Source organism: Paenibacillus sp. JJ1683, assembly GCF_053006485.1.
On record NZ_CM129820.1, the window covers coordinates 3,364,551 to 3,382,360 of the forward strand.

Genomic DNA, 17,810 nt, shown 5'->3' on the forward strand with positions numbered 1-17,810 from the left:
TTGCGTGGAACAAGGTTTATAGTAATACAGTCGACAGACAATTTCAAGTACGACGACGGTTCAGTACGTAAAAAGTAACAGCCAGCGCAAGCACCAGCACTACTCCTTTGACAATGTCATGGGCAAAATATTGCACATTCATCATGGTCAGTCCATTAACTAATACGCCGATTAACACCGCACCAATAAATGTACCAATAACATTGGGTTTACCCGCACCAAACACTGAAAAGCCGACGAATACTGCAGCTACTGCCTCCATAAGTAAGGGAGAGCCAGCGTCAATTTGACCCGAGCCTACACGCGAGGCATATAAAATACCGGCAATTGCCGCAAATACGCCTGAAGCAATATAGGCCAGTGTACGGACCTTTTTTACCCGTATACCTGACAGACGAGCAGCCTCCTCATTCCCGCCAGTTACATACATTTGACGCCCGTGCTTTGTGTAGGTCAAGAAAACATGCACCGCTGCCACAGCTAGCAACAGTAAAATAACCGAAATCGGGATACCCAACCATTTACCCTGCCCCAGTAAAAGAAATGCTGGAGATATCTCGCCTGGCGCCTTGCTGCCATCAGGAAACTGCATATGATTGTAGATGGTATAGCCTTGTGCGTATGTTTGGTGAATCCCGCTAACGATATACATAATGGCTAGAGTTGCGAGCAAATCGGGGATACGCAGTTTAATAATCAAAAGTGAATTCAACAGCCCAACCAAAGCTCCAACAATCAGAGATACAATAATAACCACTGCAACAGGCTGTTCATACCAGACCATCAACGAGGCTGAGACGACCGTCGTCAAGGATACCGTTGCACCAACCGACAGGTCAAAACCGTCTACAATAAGTGATAACGTCACACCAATGGCCACGAAAGTCACAATCGCAATGGAGCCAAGAATATCCATCAAATTATCATACGTCCAGAAATAAGGTAATGTGGCTGAGAAAAACGCCAACACACCTATAATGACAACTACAGCACCGTAACGAAACGAGACATTTAACCATTTTTCCTTCATGAATGCACCTCTTCACCACCGCTGGCGTACAACAGAAGCTGTTCCTGTTCGACTTCGCCTCGCGCAAATTCCCTTATTATTTTACCGTCATACATGACTGCTATCCGATCACCAATGCCTATACCTTCCGCGAATTCACAGGTAAGATAAATGATTGCTTTTCCTTGTGCAGCCAATTCTCCGATGATACGGAAAATATCACTTTTTGCCCCTATATCCACACCCTTGGTTGGCTCGTCAAAAACGAATACATCCGCACCGGAATGAAGCCATTTTCCTATCGCAACCTTTTGCTGATTCCCACCGCTCAAATACTTAACGTTCTGGCGCAGTGAAGGCGTCTTAATACCAAGAGAGGCGACAACCCCATTAGCGTTATTACGTTCTTTATGCCGACTGATGAAACCCAGGACACTCAGCTTGCCCAAGAGCGGAAGACTAAGGTTTCGTTCCACGCTCTCCTCAATCAAGACCCCCTGCTTACGCCGCTCCTCGGGTATGGACACAATTCCTTGAGCTACCGCGTCCGCTGGCTCACGCATACGAATGAAGCGCCCCTTGAAGGTCAGCTTCCCCACATCGGGCTTGTCTGCCCCTGTAAGTAGTCGTGACAACTCCGTCTTGCCCGCACCGACCAAACCCACAATAGAGAGAATTTCACCGCGTCTGACCTGCAAATCAACGCCGTGAACTCGCAATCCCTTACGGAGTCCTTTTGCTTCCAATACCGTTTCACCAATAGGTACCTCTGTTTTCGGAAATTCCTCATCAAATGTTTTCCCAAGCATATACGTGATAATGTCGCCTACATTTAAATCAGAAGCAGGTCCCGAGAACACGCGCTCACCATCACGCATCACCGTAATACGGTCACTGTGCGCGATGACCTCCGGCAATCGGTGCGTGATGAGAATACATGCTACTCCCGCATCCTTGAGGGTATGAATGGTGCGGAACAAACGCCTCGTTTCTTCCTCGCTCAGCGGTGCCGTTGGCTCGTCAAAAATGATAGTATTCGCCCGCTGTGTCAAAATCCGTGCGATGAGTACAAGTTGCTTTTCTGCCAACGTCAATTCTGACACGTATCGTCGTACATCTATATCAACCTCCAGACGCGCTAATGCCTCACGTGCTCGCCTGCGCATGGACGCTGGTGCAGCCCACCATCGACCATTAGGTGCAGACAAATCGTCCATTACAATATTTTCAGCGACGGTTAACTGAGGCACAAGTGCCGAATCGACTTCTTGATACACGCAGTGAATTCCGGCTCTTTTGGCTTCCCACGGTGAACGAATAATCAGCTCCTTGCCATCCACAACGATCGCTCCCTGATCGAAACGATACGCACCTGATAAGATTTTCATTAATGTGCTTTTCCCTGCCCCGTTGGCACCTAGCAGAGCGTGAATTTCACCACCCTGCACCGTAAAATCCACGGCTCGCAGCGCATCTACACCAGCAAACCGTTTGCTGATGTTCTTCATCTCCAATGTATATACTTGTGTACTCATGAATGTCCCCTCACTCCCGCTTATGATAAAAGCGCGCCGAAGCGCGCCTTTGCATTTGCGTTATGCATCCATTTTATTTGGACGTTTCATATTCCTTCATCCAATCCTTGTAGCCCTGCTCACTCTTGCCCCATCCTTTCACAAATTGAGACAACTCGGATGTGGAAATTTGCTTATCTGGCAACTCTTCGCGCTGTACATATACTGCCTTCAGCACAACTTTCTCCTCAGGGTTATCCCCATGCAACTTCTGGTATGCATAGCGCACTTGTACGCGCCCGATATCTGTTGGATCTACGGCTGCTGAAGCCACCCACGGGTTTTTCGGGTCCTGAATCATTTGCAAATCTTCATCACTCATATCAATCCCATAAACTTTAATTTCCGTACGCCCAGCTTGTTGTATCGCACGAGCTGCACCTTTGGCAAATTCATCCCAAGCCGCCCACACTGCTGTAATTTCACCCTTAGGATATTGCTTTAGCACTGCTTCCATTTTGGCTTGCGTATCCAAAGCAGGATTCTGAGCCGAACCAAAAGTTGCAATCTCTTTAATATCTGGATTGGCTTTCAAAAATGCGTCATAAGCAACCTGACGGCGCTCCATTGGCGCAAACCCAGCAACCCATACCTTCACAATGTTTCCTTTGCCACCGATGTCCTTTTTCATTTGCTCAAGCGTCAGCTCTGCCATGCTTTGATCATCCTGTGAAAGCACTACCGCACCCGGAACATTGACGGCGGCATCGAACACGATAACCGGAATATTGCGGGAAATTGCTTTTTTAAGTCCTGGCTCCAGCAATGCGTCACCGTGGTCAGTCAAAATAACATCAAACTGCTGGTTAATCGCACTATCTAGCAAAGAAGCCATTTTAGCCTTATCGTTATTGGCAACAAACTTGGTCAGCGTACCGCCAAATTTCTTAACCTCATCTTCCACACCTTGAACATACTGCTGCGAAAACGTACCTGTATTAAACTCCATGATCAAAGCAACCCGTTTACCCTTTAGATTCGAACTATCTGTTTTTCCGTCTCCTGTACTCGTTCCTGCAGTGCTTGTCCCTTGAGCGCCGTTCTCTGTTTTCGGCGCGCCACATGCTGTGACCAGTATAATCAGCACCAGTAGCATGATGGCTCCGAGCCCTAGCTTCTTGTTTTTTTGGAGCCCTTTTTGGATATACATGATTTGTTTCCCCCTCGTTCGATCCACTAATATGTTTCAAATTTGATACTTAATATATCGCGTTAAACCAAGTATGTAAATAGGTTTTATTCAATATAAAAAAATACCGCAAAGAGCAGTCAGCTCTCTACGGTATTCCCCTTACATATTTTGGTTATGGCTTAGCCTTAAAGAATGATAGCAATAAGACCACCAGAACCTTCGTTAATAATGCGACCCAGCGTTTCTTGAAGCTTGTAGCGTGCATTGTCCGGCATCATGGCAATCTTGCCTTGAATACCTTCACGCACAATAGAATGCAGCGAACGTCCGAAAATGTCAGATTCCCAGATTTTGATTGGATCATTCTCAAAATCTTGCATCAGGTAGCGTACGAGCTCCTCACTTTGCTTCTCTGTTCCGATAATCGGAGCAAATTCCGATTCCACATCGACACGAATCATGTGAATGGAAGGGGCTGTCGCTTTAAGCCTCACGCCAAATCTTGTACCTTGTCGAATCAACTGCGGTTCGTCCAGTGCCATCTCGGCCAGTGACGGAGCTGCAATACCATAACCTGTTGTCTTGACCATTTCCAGAGCCTCGGCAAAGCGGTCATATTCACGTTTAGCGTGGGCAAAATCCTGCATCATTTGTAGCAAATGATCCTTGCCACGAATCTCTACCCCAACGACTTCAACCAAAATCTGGTCATACAGCTCATCAGGCGCATACAAATCAATTTCCGCTACGCCCTGCCCCATATTCATACCGCTTAATCCGGCTCTATCGATGAACTCATACTCCATAAACTGGCTGACCACCCGATCTACATCACGCAGGCGTCGAATATCTTTAACCGTATCACGAACGGAATTTTCATAGTTGCTACGCAGCCAGTGATTTTCGTTCAATACCATAACCCAGCTCGGCAGGTTCACATTCACCTCATGCACCGGGAATTCATACAATACTTCACGAAGTACACCCGTAACATCATCTTCCGTCATGGTCGCCGCGCTGAGTGTCATGACTGGAATATCATACTTGGCAGCCAGTTCACTGCGAAGTTGGAGTGTTTCATCACTGCGTGGATGCGTGGAGTTGATAACCAGAACAAATGGCTTGCCAACTTCCTTCAACTCTTCAATGACGCGTTCCTCCGACTCTACATAAGAGCTACGCGGGATTTCAGCAATGGTGCCGTCTGTGGTGACTACCACACCAAGTGTCGAATGTTCTTGAATAACCTTACGTGTACCGATTTCTGCCGCTTCCTGAAAAGGAATGGGTTCTTCAAACCATGGTGTAGAGATCATCCTTGGACCATTTTCATCCTCGTAGCCTTTTGCACCTTCTACTGCATATCCCACACAGTCAACCAGACGTACATTCACGTCCAGTCCTTCCGTTACTTTGATCTGGACGGCATTATTCGGTACGAATTTAGGTTCCGTCGTCATGATCGTCTTCCCTGCCGCACTTTGCGGCAACTCGTCTACGGCGCGGGCACGGTCCGCCTCACTCGTAATGTTGGGCAGTACAATCGTTTCCATAAACCGCTTGATAAACGTTGATTTTCCTGTTCGGACTGCGCCGACGACCCCAAGATAGATGTCTCCTCCGGTGCGTTCGGCAATGTCTTTAAAAATGTCCACTTTCTCCAATGAAATCCCCTCCTCAAAAGTCTCCGAAGGAAAAATGCTTAAAGAGCATCCGCTTCGTGTTCAACCAACTGCTTGATCCCAGATGCGGCAGAACAGCCTTTAAAATGCCCGGAAGTCGTCCGCCGCCGAGATTCAGGAGACTGATGGAATCGGCGAAACGGCGTAAACTCGTACATGCATTTGGACTGATACCATCATATGTATCCCCTCCGTAAAATATGTTTAGTTTTTTAAAAATAGATTACGTCACCGTGATCATTGCAGGAACGATATTTTACGTTTGGGTCCACTCACCTAATATATGCACAGCAAGATTTCCCCATGACTTTGTTGCTAGACCTAAATAAAAAAAGGATATTTCTCTGACCGGTTCTAGCCGTTGAGAAATATCCTTTTCTTGTTCTAATTATTAAAATCGATATTACCACAGCTCGTCATCCAGCGCTTGACGCTCCAGTTGACGTCTAATAGCTGCTTTGAGTCTATCCTCCGGTATGGTTACCTCCATATCACCTTGAACACGTGTCTGGCAGGATAACCGTATTCCTTCATTCAGTAAGGGTCCCAGCTTACGCCGCTCTGCATCGTTAGGACGACCTGCGAGCTCAGCCCGTTCCGGTGCTATCTCTACCTTACACATCAGACAGGCTGCTTTTCCATCACAACGTGTAGGAATGTATACACCTGCTTTACGGGCAGCCTCGAGCAATGACGTGCCCTGACCGACTTGTACGCGCTTGCCTGACGGCTTGAACGTAATCTGCACATTCATGAACGGTCCTCCATTCACCTTTTCTCTTAATACGCACGCAACCTATATTTCATTACTCATCCCGATTATGGAGTGAAGTTCTGGCCAAGGGAGAAGCTCTATAAGCTTGCCCAACTGCTCCTTATTCCAAATGTTACGGACCAATAGCTGTGTTAGTATCCCTATGTGTTGTTGTGGGTCTCGCTTCATGACATCTGCAATCGCTTGATAGCGGTCAGGACGATTTCGCAACAGATTGAATAGCAACTCGTGACTGAGAGGCATCAAACGCAATGAGGTATTTTCCAGATCAAGCTGAATCCCAGCCGACCAGAGTAGCCGCTCGACCTCTAAGCGATATAAAGCTCCATCACATAAAACCTCAAATCCTCCCACCAATTCGACTGGAAATCCCTCCAGTTCATAGTGGCTTAGCAAAGAAACGTAAGATCCGCTACGGTCAACCTGCTGTTGATCTATACTCACACCTGGCGAGTGCGCGTGTAATAGCTTTGCGGCATGAATATCCGCATAAATATCAATGTCCCGAGGCAGACGATCCAGTTCAACTTCTTGCACAAGTAGTGCACAGCTTCCCCCCAGCATCCACGGAACCGACACCGCTGACCAGCTCTCAGTCAAGCTACCCAGCGCAACTGCCAGATCGTGAGGAAGCCTGTCCACTAACACTGATGATATTGCCTCCTTCAACATCGTTTCCTCCTTTGCTGTCTTTCCACCCGTTTCCTGATGGGCATCATTATAACATGTTCGACATGGCAGTTCGACATTTTGTGTACTGAAAAAGCACTTTACTGCCTCAAAATATAAAAAAAACCGCGAACCTTCCCGGTTCACGGTGAATAAAACGAACCATCGTACGGCCAGTGTTTTATTTTTTCATCATCATTTTCATTAACGCTTCCATATTGGAAGGATTCATTCCACTCTTTTTGACGGCTCCGACAATATCCCTGACTGTATCTTCCGATACCGGAATGTTAGCCATCGCAGACACCTGTTTTATAAGCTGACGCAACTGCGCTTCACTTTGAAGCGTGTCCGGCTTTACCGTGCCTGCCAGCTTTTTCACTGCATTTTCGGATATGTTTTTTCCGCCTTTTTTGTTAATGGCCTTCAATGCATCTTTCGGAAAGTTTTTACTCACAATCTCCCCTCCTCCGCCATTGCTCAACTCAGTCTATGAGTGACGGAGACAAAAGGTGATTAAGCATACAAAAGACATGCCAAACGCCTAACTAAAAAAGGCTATCTCATCGTAGAAAGATCTACTCATGAGACAACCTTTATACTTTAGAAGCTCCTCTGTACTCTTATGAATGCCATTGCTCCCAAGTTTGAAGCGGCATGACTTCCATCTCGGTTTTCGGATCGCGACCCATTAATGCCTCAACGGCTTTGCGGACGTCACGTCCTTCAAACAGCACTCCATACAACACCTCTGTAATAGGCATTTGCACACCCAATTTTTGTGAGATAGCGTATGCTGCTTTTGTCGTACGAATCCCCTCTACGACCATTCCCATAGATTCCAGTACGGCATCAAGCTGTTGGCCCTGTCCCAATAATGAACCTGCACGCCAGTTGCGGCTGTGACGACTCGTTGCAGTCACAACTAAATCGCCTATACCAGCGAGTCCGGCAAAGGTTAATGGATTAGCCCCCATCTCAACTCCGGCACGGGTAATCTCAGCCAATCCACGGGTCAACAAAGCCGCTTTGGCATTATCACCGAAGCCAAGTCCATCCGACATTCCCGCGCCCAGTGCAATAATATTTTTTAAAGCACCGGACAGTTCTACACCGAGTAAATCACGGTTTGTATAGACGCGGAAATAAGAGTTCATGAACAGCCCCTGGGCAGCCTGAGCAGCCTTCTCATTGGAAGAAGCTACAACAACCGTTGTAGGACATTTCTTCACCACTTCCTCCGCATGACTCGGGCCTGACAGCACGGCAATATCATCCTCCGCGATTTCCAGCTCTTCCGAGATCACCGTGGACATACGCTTGAGTGTCTCTGTTTCAAAACCCTTAATGGCATGTACTACCAGCATATCCTTGGTGAAATGAGCCTTCAGACTACGTGCAACCTGCCGAGCGGCAGACGAAGGAGATACGATGATCACCGCTTTAGCTCCAGATACCGCAGTCTGCATATCCGTTGTAGCTGAAATGCGATCAGACAAAATAGAGCCTGGTAAATAATGCTCATTCGTATGCTTCTCATTGATCTCAGCAGCTTGTTGTTCGCTTCTCGTCCAGACAGAGACATCGTTGTTATTGGTCGCAAGTACGGAAGCTAAGGCTGTTCCCCAACTCCCTGCCACCAGCACAGCTATTTTCTCAGACAAGACGATCTCCTCCTTTGGAGCCAAGCTTATTCTCATTTCCCCGTGCCAACTTGACTATGTTAGTACGGTGTCTCCACACAGCGAACAGGCAAATGATTAGAGCCGTCCAAAATAACGGCCAAGCATAACCAAGTACGAGTAATATCCAAGGGGTCAAAATGACAAAAATTAGTGATCCCAAGGATACATAACGCGTTATTACGATCGCAAGTATCGCAATGATTCCGGCATATAATGCCGGCAGCAAGGCAAGAGATGCCAATACACCAATGGCAGTCGCAATCCCTTTGCCTCCGCGAAAGTGAAAATATACCGGCCAGTTATGGCCCGCAATCGCCGCTATGCCACACAAACCCGGTAACCAGGATGATTCTCCACCCAACCAGTGCCCTATCAGCACCGCAATAACCCCTTTAAGTACGTCCAGCAGCAGTACCAGAATAGCTGGGCCTTTTCCAAGCACGCGCAGCGTATTCGTCGCACCGGCATTGCCGCTTCCATGCTGGCGAATGTCGATTCCTTTTAATTTTCCATACAGCAAACTAAAGCTGACAGAGCCAAGCAAGTAACTGAGTACGATGGCAACGATCTGTAAAATCAACCTATTCGCTCCTAACTTTCGTCAGACTTGCGCCGTGTAAATATTCGAATTGGAGTTCCTTCAAAATTAAAGGCGGCGCGAATTTTGTTCTCCAGATAACGCTCATAAGAGAAGTGCATTATCTCTGGATCATTTACGAATACAACCATCGTAGGCGGTTTAACAGCAACCTGAGTCACATAGTTAATACGCAGACGACGGCCCTTGTCTGTTGGCGGTGGATTGATGGCAACCGCATCGGAAATGACATCGTTCAGCAGATGTGTCTGAATACGCATGACATGCTGCTGTGCCACATGCTGTACAACTGGAAGCAACTTTTGCAGACGTTGCTTTGTCTTTGCAGACAAGAACACAATCGGAGCATAGGTCATGAACAGAAAGTGATCACGGATTTTAGTCTCAAACTGATGCATCGTTTTATCGTCTTTATCTACGACATCCCATTTATTAACGACAAACAACGAGGCTTTACCCGCTTCATAAGCATAGCCAGCAATGTGTTTATCCTGCTCAATGATGCCTTCCTCGCCGTTAATAACGACCAGTACAACATCTGCACGCTCAATCGCACGCATCGCTCGCATTACACTATATTTTTCTGTGGTTTCGTATACTTTACCACGTTTACGCATACCTGCCGTATCAATCAGTACATACTTTTGACCGTCTTTTTCAAAAGGCGTGTCAATTGCGTCACGCGTTGTACCAGCAATGTCACTAACGATAACCCGTTCTTCTCCTAGAATGGCATTAACGAGTGAAGATTTACCTACATTCGGACGTCCGATCAAAGCGACACGTATAACGTCTTCATCATAATGATCTTCTTCTAGTTCAGGTAAATTGGACGTAATTGCATCCAACAGATCACCGATCCCTGTACCATGACTACCAGAAACAGCAATTGGATCACCAAATCCATAAGAATAAAACTCATAGATCAGATCAGCGCGACTGAGGTTGTCCACCTTGTTTACTGCTACGATGATCGGTTTACCCGAACGATACAGCATTTGAGCTACCTCTTCATCCGCTTGCGTTATTCCTGCTTTTGCATCGCTCATGAATACAATAACATCTGCTTCTTCTATTGCGAGTTCGGCCTGCATACGGATGGACTTCAAAATAACATCCTCACCATCAATCTCAATGCCGCCAGTGTCAATAATACTGAAGGACTTACCATTCCACTCCGATATACCGTAAATACGGTCACGAGTGATTCCCGGTTTATCTTCCACGATGGACAGACGATCCCCGATAATCCGATTAAAAATCGTGGACTTACCCACATTCGGACGACCAACGATAGCCACAACGGGTCTTGCCATAAATTCACTCCTCCTGTCAATTCTTCCGCTATCATCATAGCAAAAAACATACCTATTGGCGATATAGTGACGTAACAACAATCGGCGAACCCTCTGGGTCCGCCGATGGTGTACGTTATGCTTATTATAAAATGTATTGATTTAAACTCATTTAAATTTGTTCAGCTTATCACCAAAACGCTCGCCAAGCGTAATGCTCAGTCCGGAGTTGTTGAGGGAAACGTTAGGATTATTCAGTTCCTCACGAGGTGCGCGAGATGCACGTGGTGCTCTTTCTGCTTTTGGAGCAGCTTCAGGAGCCTCCTCAGTTTCTTTAATGCTCAGACTAACACGTTTTTCGGAAGGATTCATTTCAAGAATTTTAACTTTAACTTCTTGTCCTTCTTCCAGAACTTCTTGTGGAGTTCCAATGTGTTTGTGGGAAATTTGAGAAATATGAACCAAACCTTCCACACCAGGAGCGATTTCAACGAATGCACCGAAGTTAACCAGACGTTTAACAACACCAGTTACGATGTCATTGTTATTGAATTGTCCAGCAGCCGATTCCCAAGGACCAGGCTGTGCAGCTTTCATGCTCAGGCTGATTTTTCCTTTTTCAGGATCTACTTTCAAGACTTTCACTTTCACTTGATCTCCTTCGGAAACTGCATCAGAAGGCTTATCAACATGAGTCCAAGCAATTTCAGATACGTGAACCAGACCATCTACTCCGCCAACATCTACGAAAGCACCAAACTGAGTAAGACGTTGAACCGTACCAACGATTTCTTGTCCTTCTTTCAGCTCAGCCATTACTTTAAGCTTGTTAGCTTCAAATTCTGCTTCCAGAACGTCTTTTTGGGAAAGGATCACTTTGTTGTTTTCACGATCCAGTTCTTTTACAACAACACGCAATGTGCGGCCTTTGTAATCACTGAAATCTTCAACAAAATGGCGTTCTACCATGGATGCAGGGATGAATCCGCGCAGACCCACGTCTACTACGATGCCGCCTTTAACAACATCATTCACAACAACTTCAAATACTTCTTTGCTTTCGAACAGTTGCTCCAACTTTTCCCAAGCATTTTCACTGTCGATTGCACGTTTGGACAGAACAAGTTTTTCCTTGCCGTCGTCGATGCTGATAATTCTAGCTTCAACTTCTTGGCCTACTTGTACTGCTTCTTCTGCATTGTCCAGACCAGAAGACAATTCGCGAATTGGAATAACTCCATCGTATTTATATCCAATGCTTACTACCGCTTGGTTATCTTCCAATTTCACAATTGTACCCTTAACGGTGTCACCTTTTTTCAGGGAAACGATTTGATCGAGCTCGTCTTGATTTGCCGCTTCAGCAGCTTCTTGATTTTTAATTTCTTCCGACATGTCAATACCCTCCTCAATTCAAAAAAACCATTTATTTAAACCTGCGCATAGCAGAGTTCAAAACAAAATACATTTTTGTTCTAGTTTTCCAAGCTTAGACACAATTCATGCAAGCCGTTCAATCATTCGTAGGCTTACCCGTTTCCTTCATTGTGCGAATACGTGACATAATTGCTTCTGTTGCCAGTTCAAGAGGATCTCCTTCGATATCGGCACCCTTTTGGTAAGCGTCCAAATTAACAGGTTTACCGTATATCACTTTCGTTTTACGGAAAAGCTTGTAATCACCAATAATGGCGACCGGAACGGCAGCCGCTCCACTACGCAGTGCAAAACTGGCAGCACCCTTTTTACCAATTCCCCCAGCTCCTCTGGAGCCTTCGGGAAAAATCCCCATAACCTTACCTTCACGCAAAATGTTCAATGCCAGCTTAATAGATTCCTTACTCACACCACCACGTTTGACTGGAAAAGCTCCCAGTTTGTCGATCAGTGGTCCCAGTACAGGAACATTAAACAGCTCTGCTTTGGCCATAAAGTGAACCTTTCGCTTCAGCAAAATGCCAACTGTAGGAGGGTCAAGATTACTAATATGATTAGAACACAACAGCACTCCACCCTCAGCAGGAACATTTTCCCTGCCTACCGCCTCAAGCCTAAACAGAACGCGGTAAATGAGACGCAAAATACTGGCGCATACAGTATATATCATTGGCTGATCTCTCCATCCTTCTCCGTTAAGCAATAAGATACGATCGTATCTACGACATCCTGAATGCCCATATGGGTCGTATCAAGCACGATGGCGTCCTCACTGCAACGAAGCGGGGATACCTCCCTCTCCTCATCAAACTTATCACGTGCCGCAATGTCACGTTCAAGCTGTTCCAGAGTGATATCATCAGTTTCGCTCAGTTCTTTAAAACGACGTGAGGCACGTTCCTGAACACTTGCGGTCATGAACACTTTGACTTCCGCATCGGGAAGCACAGTTGTTCCAATATCGCGTCCGTCCATGACGACACCTTTACGCGCAGCCATTTCACGCTGGTATTCGGTCAAGCGTGTACGTAAACCAGCAATACTCGAATACTGTGACACATTGCTAGTCACTTCCATCGAACGAATCACAGTGGTTACATCTTCCCCGTTACAATAAACCTTTTGGCCTGTGGGGTCCGGTACTAATTCAATCACCAGCTCAGGTACATGCTGAAGCACTTTTTGTACATTTTCTGCAGGAATTTCTTTGCACATCATGTACCATGTTGCTGCTCGATACATGGCTCCGGTATCTACATATACATAGGAAAGTGCTTTCGCCACCAAGCGGGCCACTGTACTTTTCCCTGCGCCAGCAGGTCCATCAATGGCTACATTTATTTTGTTAATTGAAGATGCATGTTGCCTTGCCAACAGGGAATTCCTCCTAACCTAACCTCAAGAAAAAAGCAGGCATTGCCTGCGACGTGAAAATTATACCACACATTTATAGGCGATGCAAAATAAGCGACAGGTTTACTAAAAAAGAAAAGCTTCGGATGATTACGATTTCCCCCGGAATTCCAACTGTCTTTCAAAACAATATTTAATCAGTTTTTGGCGCTCCTGGTCAGCGATTTTCTCATATTTCAACATAATGAGTTTGCGGCCATTTTCCATCTGCTGAATGCGTACAATCTCGGATTGGAACGGAACATGTTCTTGAGTGCCGTTTTTATATGGAACCAAAATCCAGCAAGACAATGATTCTCCTTCTTCAAGATGATGTGAACCCTGAGTCTGAAAAGATACGCCTCCACCTCCTACATCATGCGTCTCTGCTACAAATCTAGATTCGTTTGCACCATGTTTAACCGCAATTTCCAAGTTGGCCTTTACCCTGAGAAAGTTTCGACGCTGAATTTTGCTGATGCTGTCGGGAGCAGGCTTGTGAATGCGAACCATCCGGAGGACGTCTTCTTTAAAGCCTGTAACGTGGGTATTAAAATAGTTTTTAATCCCACCCTCGCTCATAAAAAATATAGACAGTTCTTCCCCAAGAAACAGCTTTTTCAAATGCCCGCTTGTTTGTGACATGGGAATTTCGATTAGAAAGTTCTGTGGGTCCTCTTCCGCAATACGTGACTTATATTCAAAAGATTCCTCCTTCTGATCGGTACCGGCAACTTGTATGTATAACACATCGTTAATTTTCGGAAACAAACGATTCACCATCCTTGTCCATTCAAAACTATAATTAAGGTATATAATACCACGACTTTGTGCCTATATTAAGCATTATATTTGCTAGAACCATGACTAAAGCACAAAAAACCTCCTTAATAAAGGAGGTTTAGAGTGACTATAGATTCATTTTAGTGTAATCAACTAGGCATTACTTGCCGTAACTTGTGGTTCATCTGAATCTTTTACCTGTTCAATCGTTTCTTCCATTCCCGTGTTCGCGTTAATGTAAATTCGATAAATGGAACCGTTGATTTTACCGCCAAATTCATAGCACAGAACTTCATTTGACAGTTCATTTTCAATTAGTGCTTTGCGGTGGTAAGTTTCGCGAAACTCAGGATTCAACTTCGCTCGTGCTTCATTCAAATTCAGTTTTGCCTGAGGAATGCGACGGAGGTGACTGTGCTCATAGACATAATCGCTGCATTGGAAACCAATCACTTGTCCGTTATCCAAGCCTGATCTGATTGTGATTTTTTCTGGATAGATAATCACATCCCCTTGTTGGCTTGCAAATGTAATGTTGGCTAAATTCCCGCTTTCATCATATGCTACGGGCTTCATTCCTTTGTAGCCCTTTTGTTCAAGATACTCACTTGCATAGCGAACCGCTTCATTACGAGTTGCTTTTTTAGGACCTACTGTTCTCATGTCATGATAAGAAATGAGCTTGCCGCCCTTTTTCGTAAAATCCATCGTGGCTACAGGCTGTTGCTTATTTAACAGCGTAGCCGTATAAGACGCCCATTCTGTTCCTTTGCCATTTTCGTTCACACGAATCTGACTTTCTGGTTTTCCTGTAAATTCAGCGGCATTACGCTTAATTTGTCCAGCATCCACCGCCGGGAGACTCAACTTTTTCACTGAGCGCTTATCATAAATGCTCGCAACAGACGGTCCCCAATCCAATTCTTTGTAGTTCTCTACTTTTTTGTCCACGGTTTTGAAGCCATCAATAATGGTGTTGTCCTTCGGTCCAGTTTGAGAACCTGCCGCCATATCAACATCCATCCAGCGCAAGTTTTTGCTAATGACCTTTTGCTGCACCTCATGCATGTTTTTCGAAATTTCCTTGGAATTGTTATATAACGTTTTTAGATTCGAAATTTCTTTCTCGTTTAAAGGCTCGTGATCCAGATCACGAACAGCGGTCTGATACGAGAATGCAGATAGATGTGACAGCAAATCTTTAGCATGATTAAAAGGCATTACATTGAGAGGCAACTGATTAACCTCGTTTTGGGCTTCACTTGCAATCCTCCACACGTTCATCAAGCATTTGCGGTGCATCGCGTGTGAAGTAGTATGGACAGCAACCGCGTTACCGAGTTGGGAATGCAGCTGATCCATATGAAACGACAAATCATGAAATGCACGCTGGTATTGATTTTCCGCTTTAATCGACATGCTATTTGCCTGAGAAGACACCTCTTTTCTCATCTGGTTTTGCTGATAACCCCACACAAATGCTCCTATCATAATCAGGGTAACCACCGGGAACAATACGGCACTAAGTCGTTTATACATATTGGGAGTCTCCTTTCTTCAAATACACTACCGATAGTGTGACAAGAAGAAAGCTCTCTTATGCATGGTTTTCCATGACTTCAACAATAAACTCACAGTTATCGCAAATACAGCGTTTAAAGCCGGTCTGAATCTGTCCTTGCTCCATTCGCCCTCTCAGTACAAAACGTTCTCCGCATCTTTTACAATGAATTCTTACTTTTATACGCAAAAAAGACACCTCTTTCTCTAACAGGTTTGTCAGATCAGTGTGTCCCATTTCGTTACATATTAACCTTTTCTTCCCGTTTTAACATTCGAAAAGGAGAACGGTTATTCGCTCGACTGATTTTTGCCATCCCTCCATACCATAGAAATGCCATCAGCGGAATGATAAACCAGATCCAGTCGTGTGAAAATTTCGTCAAAATTAAATCATACACTCCATGCCAAAACCATGGAAGCACTAATGACAGAAGCAGCATATATTTACTCTTCAGGTCTTTCGAAAACTTGGCTTTCCCCATATAGTAGCCCATCATAACGCCAAACATCGCATGACCGGATACCGGTAGCAACGATCTCATTAACATCATGCTGATCGAAGCATGCCCCGCCCAGGCATATAACAGATTTTCAACTGTGGCAAACCCGAGTGAGACTGCGGCCGCATACAATATACCATCATAAGGCTCGTCGAACTCCGTATGGTTATAGATGATGTGATACAGCAGGAACCATTTAAAAAACTCTTCCACTCCAGCGGAAATACCGAACACCTGAATTAAAGTGTCATCTCCTAGCCAAAGCAGCAACCCACGTTGAAAAATCATGACCGGAAGCACCACCAAAAAACCGAGCAAAAATACTTTAATAACCATGTGCAGAGGCTCCGAATCATATCGATCCTTTAAGTAAAAATACATCAATAAGGCGAGACCCGGCGCTGTAGCTGCCGCTAAAACAGAAAACAGAAGCACCGATCATCCCTCCATAAAAATGAGTCGGCTCTGCTTTCAGCGCAGAGCCGACAAATTAACTTCATTATCACTTTCTAAACCAAATCAAGAACGGCTGTCAAAATGGGTGCAGATGACAGCAACTGCCTGTTCAGGAATGATCAGCTTTCCATACTCTTCCAGCATAGCTGGTGTTACGGATGAACCTTCTCCGAATTCAGCCAGAATCGCGATTAAGGCCGCGAGCTTGGACTCTTCTACTTCTTCTGGCTCCAAATGCAAAATCCATTTTCCTCTATAATGATACAGCTTACCTGCTTCCGTAGTGTTGCTGCGGAGCATATGAGCCGCTTCTATGAGTACTTCGAAATCGCTAAACGCGTAAACGATGGAATCACTGTGTTCCATTGTGACTTCCATTTCGTAGACTTCCTCTGGAAGCTCCTCATCGGGACCCGAACCATACTGCTGGTGATCGTATTTTCCCCGAGTGACGATAACAACCATTCCCTGAGCAGGAAGCGCAAAGACTTCAACAGCTAACGGTCCCGTGGCATCGAAGCCCAGTTCGCTGTATGCCTGATCCATCATTTCAGTAAACAGCTCATGAACTCTTGGAATTTCTTGCCACATATCATCTTTTTGGATACCCCGTTCGCTCAAATCGTCAAAGGTAAGGAAAATCCGTATCTTGTCCTGACTTAATCTTTCTATTTTCATACTGGACCCTCCTCCTGGCAGCCGAGTGTTATTAGCAGATTATGATACAAATATGATGCCTGTGATGAAAATGGTTCTATGTAATCATGTTATCATTTTATAATCGTAAATGCACGAATAAAAATGATAAAAAAAAGAATCATTTGAACGGCTTTAACAAAAAAGCCGCAAAATGATTCGGAATAGAGGTTTCGGGTTACAATCCCGGTACGGCTGTATGAGTTTCTTTCAGTATTTGCTCGACCTCACGTTTAACATCGGGACTGGTGCTAATAAACTCTTTAATCAACTTCATATTCTCTTCTTTGCTCTTGGCAGTTTGGGCGTTATGAACGGTTTTATCTGCTTGTGAACGATGATCATGATCCTTGTGGGTGTCTTGTGTATTTAGCGCAATATCACCCATGCCTGGAAATGCGGCGTCCATCATTTTTGTACGAGCTTTCTGCACCAAATTTCCGCCTTTTTTCCCGCCCATGTCCATGGATAAACCCAACGCATTGCGGTTACGAGAGATCAGAGAGCTTGCGACAGCCCCCAAGACGATTCCCAGGAAAAATGAAGATGTTTTCACAATTAGAA

At 45.3% G+C, this 17,810-nt stretch carries 18 protein-coding genes; all 18 read right to left on the reverse strand.

Annotated features, from left to right (window positions below):
- Positions 1-43 precede the first annotated feature (43 nt).
- The 18 genes from ACUC6J_RS14395 to ACUC6J_RS14480 all read right to left on the reverse strand — a co-directional run bounded on the left by ACUC6J_RS14395 (position 44) and on the right by ACUC6J_RS14480 (position 17,802).
- Entirely contained in the window at positions 44-1,030 is a 987-nt protein-coding gene (locus ACUC6J_RS14395) for an ABC transporter permease (protein WP_016822216.1), read from the reverse strand.
- Positions 1,027-2,544 (reverse strand): sugar ABC transporter ATP-binding protein, encoded by a 1,518-nt coding sequence (locus ACUC6J_RS14400; RefSeq protein ID WP_447249022.1) that lies wholly within the window; start codon positions 2,542-2,544, stop codon positions 1,027-1,029. Before ACUC6J_RS14400 ends, ACUC6J_RS14395 begins: the two co-directional genes overlap by 4 nt.
- Before the next feature lie 73 nt (positions 2,545-2,617).
- The gene (locus ACUC6J_RS14405; RefSeq protein WP_019687870.1) at positions 2,618-3,733 is read right to left on the reverse strand and encodes a sugar ABC transporter substrate-binding protein; all 1,116 of its coding nucleotides are present in this window, start codon (positions 3,731-3,733) and stop codon (positions 2,618-2,620) included.
- A gap of 167 nt (positions 3,734-3,900) precedes the next feature.
- Positions 3,901-5,379 carry a stage IV sporulation protein A gene (gene spoIVA, locus ACUC6J_RS14410; RefSeq protein ID WP_017427540.1) on the reverse strand — a complete coding sequence of 493 codons (1,479 nt, stop codon included), beginning with the start codon at positions 5,377-5,379 and terminating at the stop codon, positions 3,901-3,903.
- Between the two features lie 421 nt (positions 5,380-5,800).
- Positions 5,801-6,151 (reverse strand): 2Fe-2S iron-sulfur cluster-binding protein, encoded by a 351-nt coding sequence (locus tag ACUC6J_RS14415; RefSeq protein WP_447249023.1) that lies wholly within the window; start codon positions 6,149-6,151, stop codon positions 5,801-5,803.
- 42 nt (positions 6,152-6,193) lie between these two features.
- Complete coding sequence (locus ACUC6J_RS14420) at positions 6,194-6,844, reverse strand: hypothetical protein (protein ID WP_447249024.1); 651 nt, start codon at positions 6,842-6,844, stop codon at positions 6,194-6,196.
- A gap of 178 nt (positions 6,845-7,022) precedes the next feature.
- Positions 7,023-7,298 (reverse strand): stage VI sporulation protein F, encoded by a 276-nt coding sequence (locus tag ACUC6J_RS14425; protein ID WP_016822222.1) that lies wholly within the window; start codon positions 7,296-7,298, stop codon positions 7,023-7,025.
- Between the two features lie 166 nt (positions 7,299-7,464).
- Complete coding sequence (locus ACUC6J_RS14430; RefSeq protein ID WP_013371696.1) at positions 7,465-8,505, reverse strand: NAD(P)H-dependent glycerol-3-phosphate dehydrogenase; 1,041 nt, start codon at positions 8,503-8,505, stop codon at positions 7,465-7,467.
- Positions 8,498-9,106: a glycerol-3-phosphate 1-O-acyltransferase PlsY gene (plsY, locus tag ACUC6J_RS14435; protein ID WP_013371697.1), complete on the reverse strand. Its 609-nt coding sequence runs from the start codon at positions 9,104-9,106 to the stop codon at positions 8,498-8,500. The genes ACUC6J_RS14430 and plsY overlap by 8 nt, the downstream gene beginning before the upstream one ends.
- An 11-nt stretch (positions 9,107-9,117) precedes the next feature.
- Positions 9,118-10,440, reverse strand: coding sequence for a ribosome biogenesis GTPase Der (gene der / locus ACUC6J_RS14440; RefSeq protein WP_013371698.1), 1,323 nt, complete (start codon positions 10,438-10,440; stop codon positions 9,118-9,120).
- A gap of 147 nt (positions 10,441-10,587) precedes the next feature.
- Positions 10,588-11,814: a 30S ribosomal protein S1 gene (gene rpsA / locus ACUC6J_RS14445; RefSeq protein ID WP_013371699.1), complete on the reverse strand. Its 1,227-nt coding sequence runs from the start codon at positions 11,812-11,814 to the stop codon at positions 10,588-10,590.
- Positions 11,815-11,932: 118 nt separating this feature from the next.
- A complete protein-coding gene (locus tag ACUC6J_RS14450; RefSeq protein ID WP_447249025.1) occupies positions 11,933-12,526 on the reverse strand; it encodes a lysophospholipid acyltransferase family protein in 594 nt (197 codons plus the stop codon).
- Positions 12,523-13,230, reverse strand: coding sequence for a (d)CMP kinase (gene cmk, locus ACUC6J_RS14455; protein WP_017427536.1), 708 nt, complete (start codon positions 13,228-13,230; stop codon positions 12,523-12,525). The genes ACUC6J_RS14450 and cmk overlap by 4 nt, the downstream gene beginning before the upstream one ends.
- 129 nt (positions 13,231-13,359) lie before the next feature.
- The gene (locus tag ACUC6J_RS14460; RefSeq protein WP_019687873.1) at positions 13,360-14,019 is read right to left on the reverse strand and encodes a flagellar brake protein; all 660 of its coding nucleotides are present in this window, start codon (positions 14,017-14,019) and stop codon (positions 13,360-13,362) included.
- 165 nt (positions 14,020-14,184) lie between these two features.
- Complete coding sequence (gene ypeB, locus ACUC6J_RS14465) at positions 14,185-15,570, reverse strand: germination protein YpeB (protein WP_447249026.1); 1,386 nt, start codon at positions 15,568-15,570, stop codon at positions 14,185-14,187.
- Between the two features lie 263 nt (positions 15,571-15,833).
- Positions 15,834-16,529 (reverse strand): glutamic-type intramembrane protease PrsW, encoded by a 696-nt coding sequence (gene prsW, locus ACUC6J_RS14470; protein WP_016822228.1) that lies wholly within the window; start codon positions 16,527-16,529, stop codon positions 15,834-15,836.
- 84 nt (positions 16,530-16,613) lie between these two features.
- Positions 16,614-17,228 (reverse strand): genetic competence negative regulator, encoded by a 615-nt coding sequence (locus tag ACUC6J_RS14475; RefSeq protein WP_016822229.1) that lies wholly within the window; start codon positions 17,226-17,228, stop codon positions 16,614-16,616.
- 196 nt (positions 17,229-17,424) lie between these two features.
- Positions 17,425-17,802, reverse strand: coding sequence for a hypothetical protein (locus tag ACUC6J_RS14480; RefSeq protein ID WP_013371707.1), 378 nt, complete (start codon positions 17,800-17,802; stop codon positions 17,425-17,427).
- Positions 17,803-17,810 lie beyond the last annotated feature (8 nt).

Bases quoted from the DNA above. Each gene is read 5' to 3' on its own strand.
- ACUC6J_RS14400 (WP_447249022.1), bottom strand. From the start codon at position 2,544: ATGAGTACACAAGTATATACATTGGAGATGAAGAACATCAGCAAACGG.
- der (WP_013371698.1), bottom strand. From the start codon at position 10,440: ATGGCAAGACCCGTTGTGGCTATCGTTGGTCGTCCGAATGTGGGTAAG.
- ACUC6J_RS14405 (WP_019687870.1), bottom strand. From the start codon at position 3,733: ATGTATATCCAAAAAGGGCTCCAAAAAAACAAGAAGCTAGGGCTCGGA.
- ACUC6J_RS14420 (WP_447249024.1), bottom strand. From the start codon at position 6,844: ATGTTGAAGGAGGCAATATCATCAGTGTTAGTGGACAGGCTTCCTCAC.
- ypeB (WP_447249026.1), bottom strand. From the start codon at position 15,570: ATGTATAAACGACTTAGTGCCGTATTGTTCCCGGTGGTTACCCTGATT.
- ACUC6J_RS14475 (WP_016822229.1), bottom strand. From the start codon at position 17,228: ATGAAAATAGAAAGATTAAGTCAGGACAAGATACGGATTTTCCTTACC.
- ACUC6J_RS14415 (WP_447249023.1), bottom strand. From the start codon at position 6,151: ATGAATGTGCAGATTACGTTCAAGCCGTCAGGCAAGCGCGTACAAGTC.
- ACUC6J_RS14450 (WP_447249025.1), bottom strand. From the start codon at position 12,526: ATGATATATACTGTATGCGCCAGTATTTTGCGTCTCATTTACCGCGTT.
- ACUC6J_RS14395 (WP_016822216.1), bottom strand. From the start codon at position 1,030: ATGAAGGAAAAATGGTTAAATGTCTCGTTTCGTTACGGTGCTGTAGTT.
- rpsA (WP_013371699.1), bottom strand. From the start codon at position 11,814: ATGTCGGAAGAAATTAAAAATCAAGAAGCTGCTGAAGCGGCAAATCAA.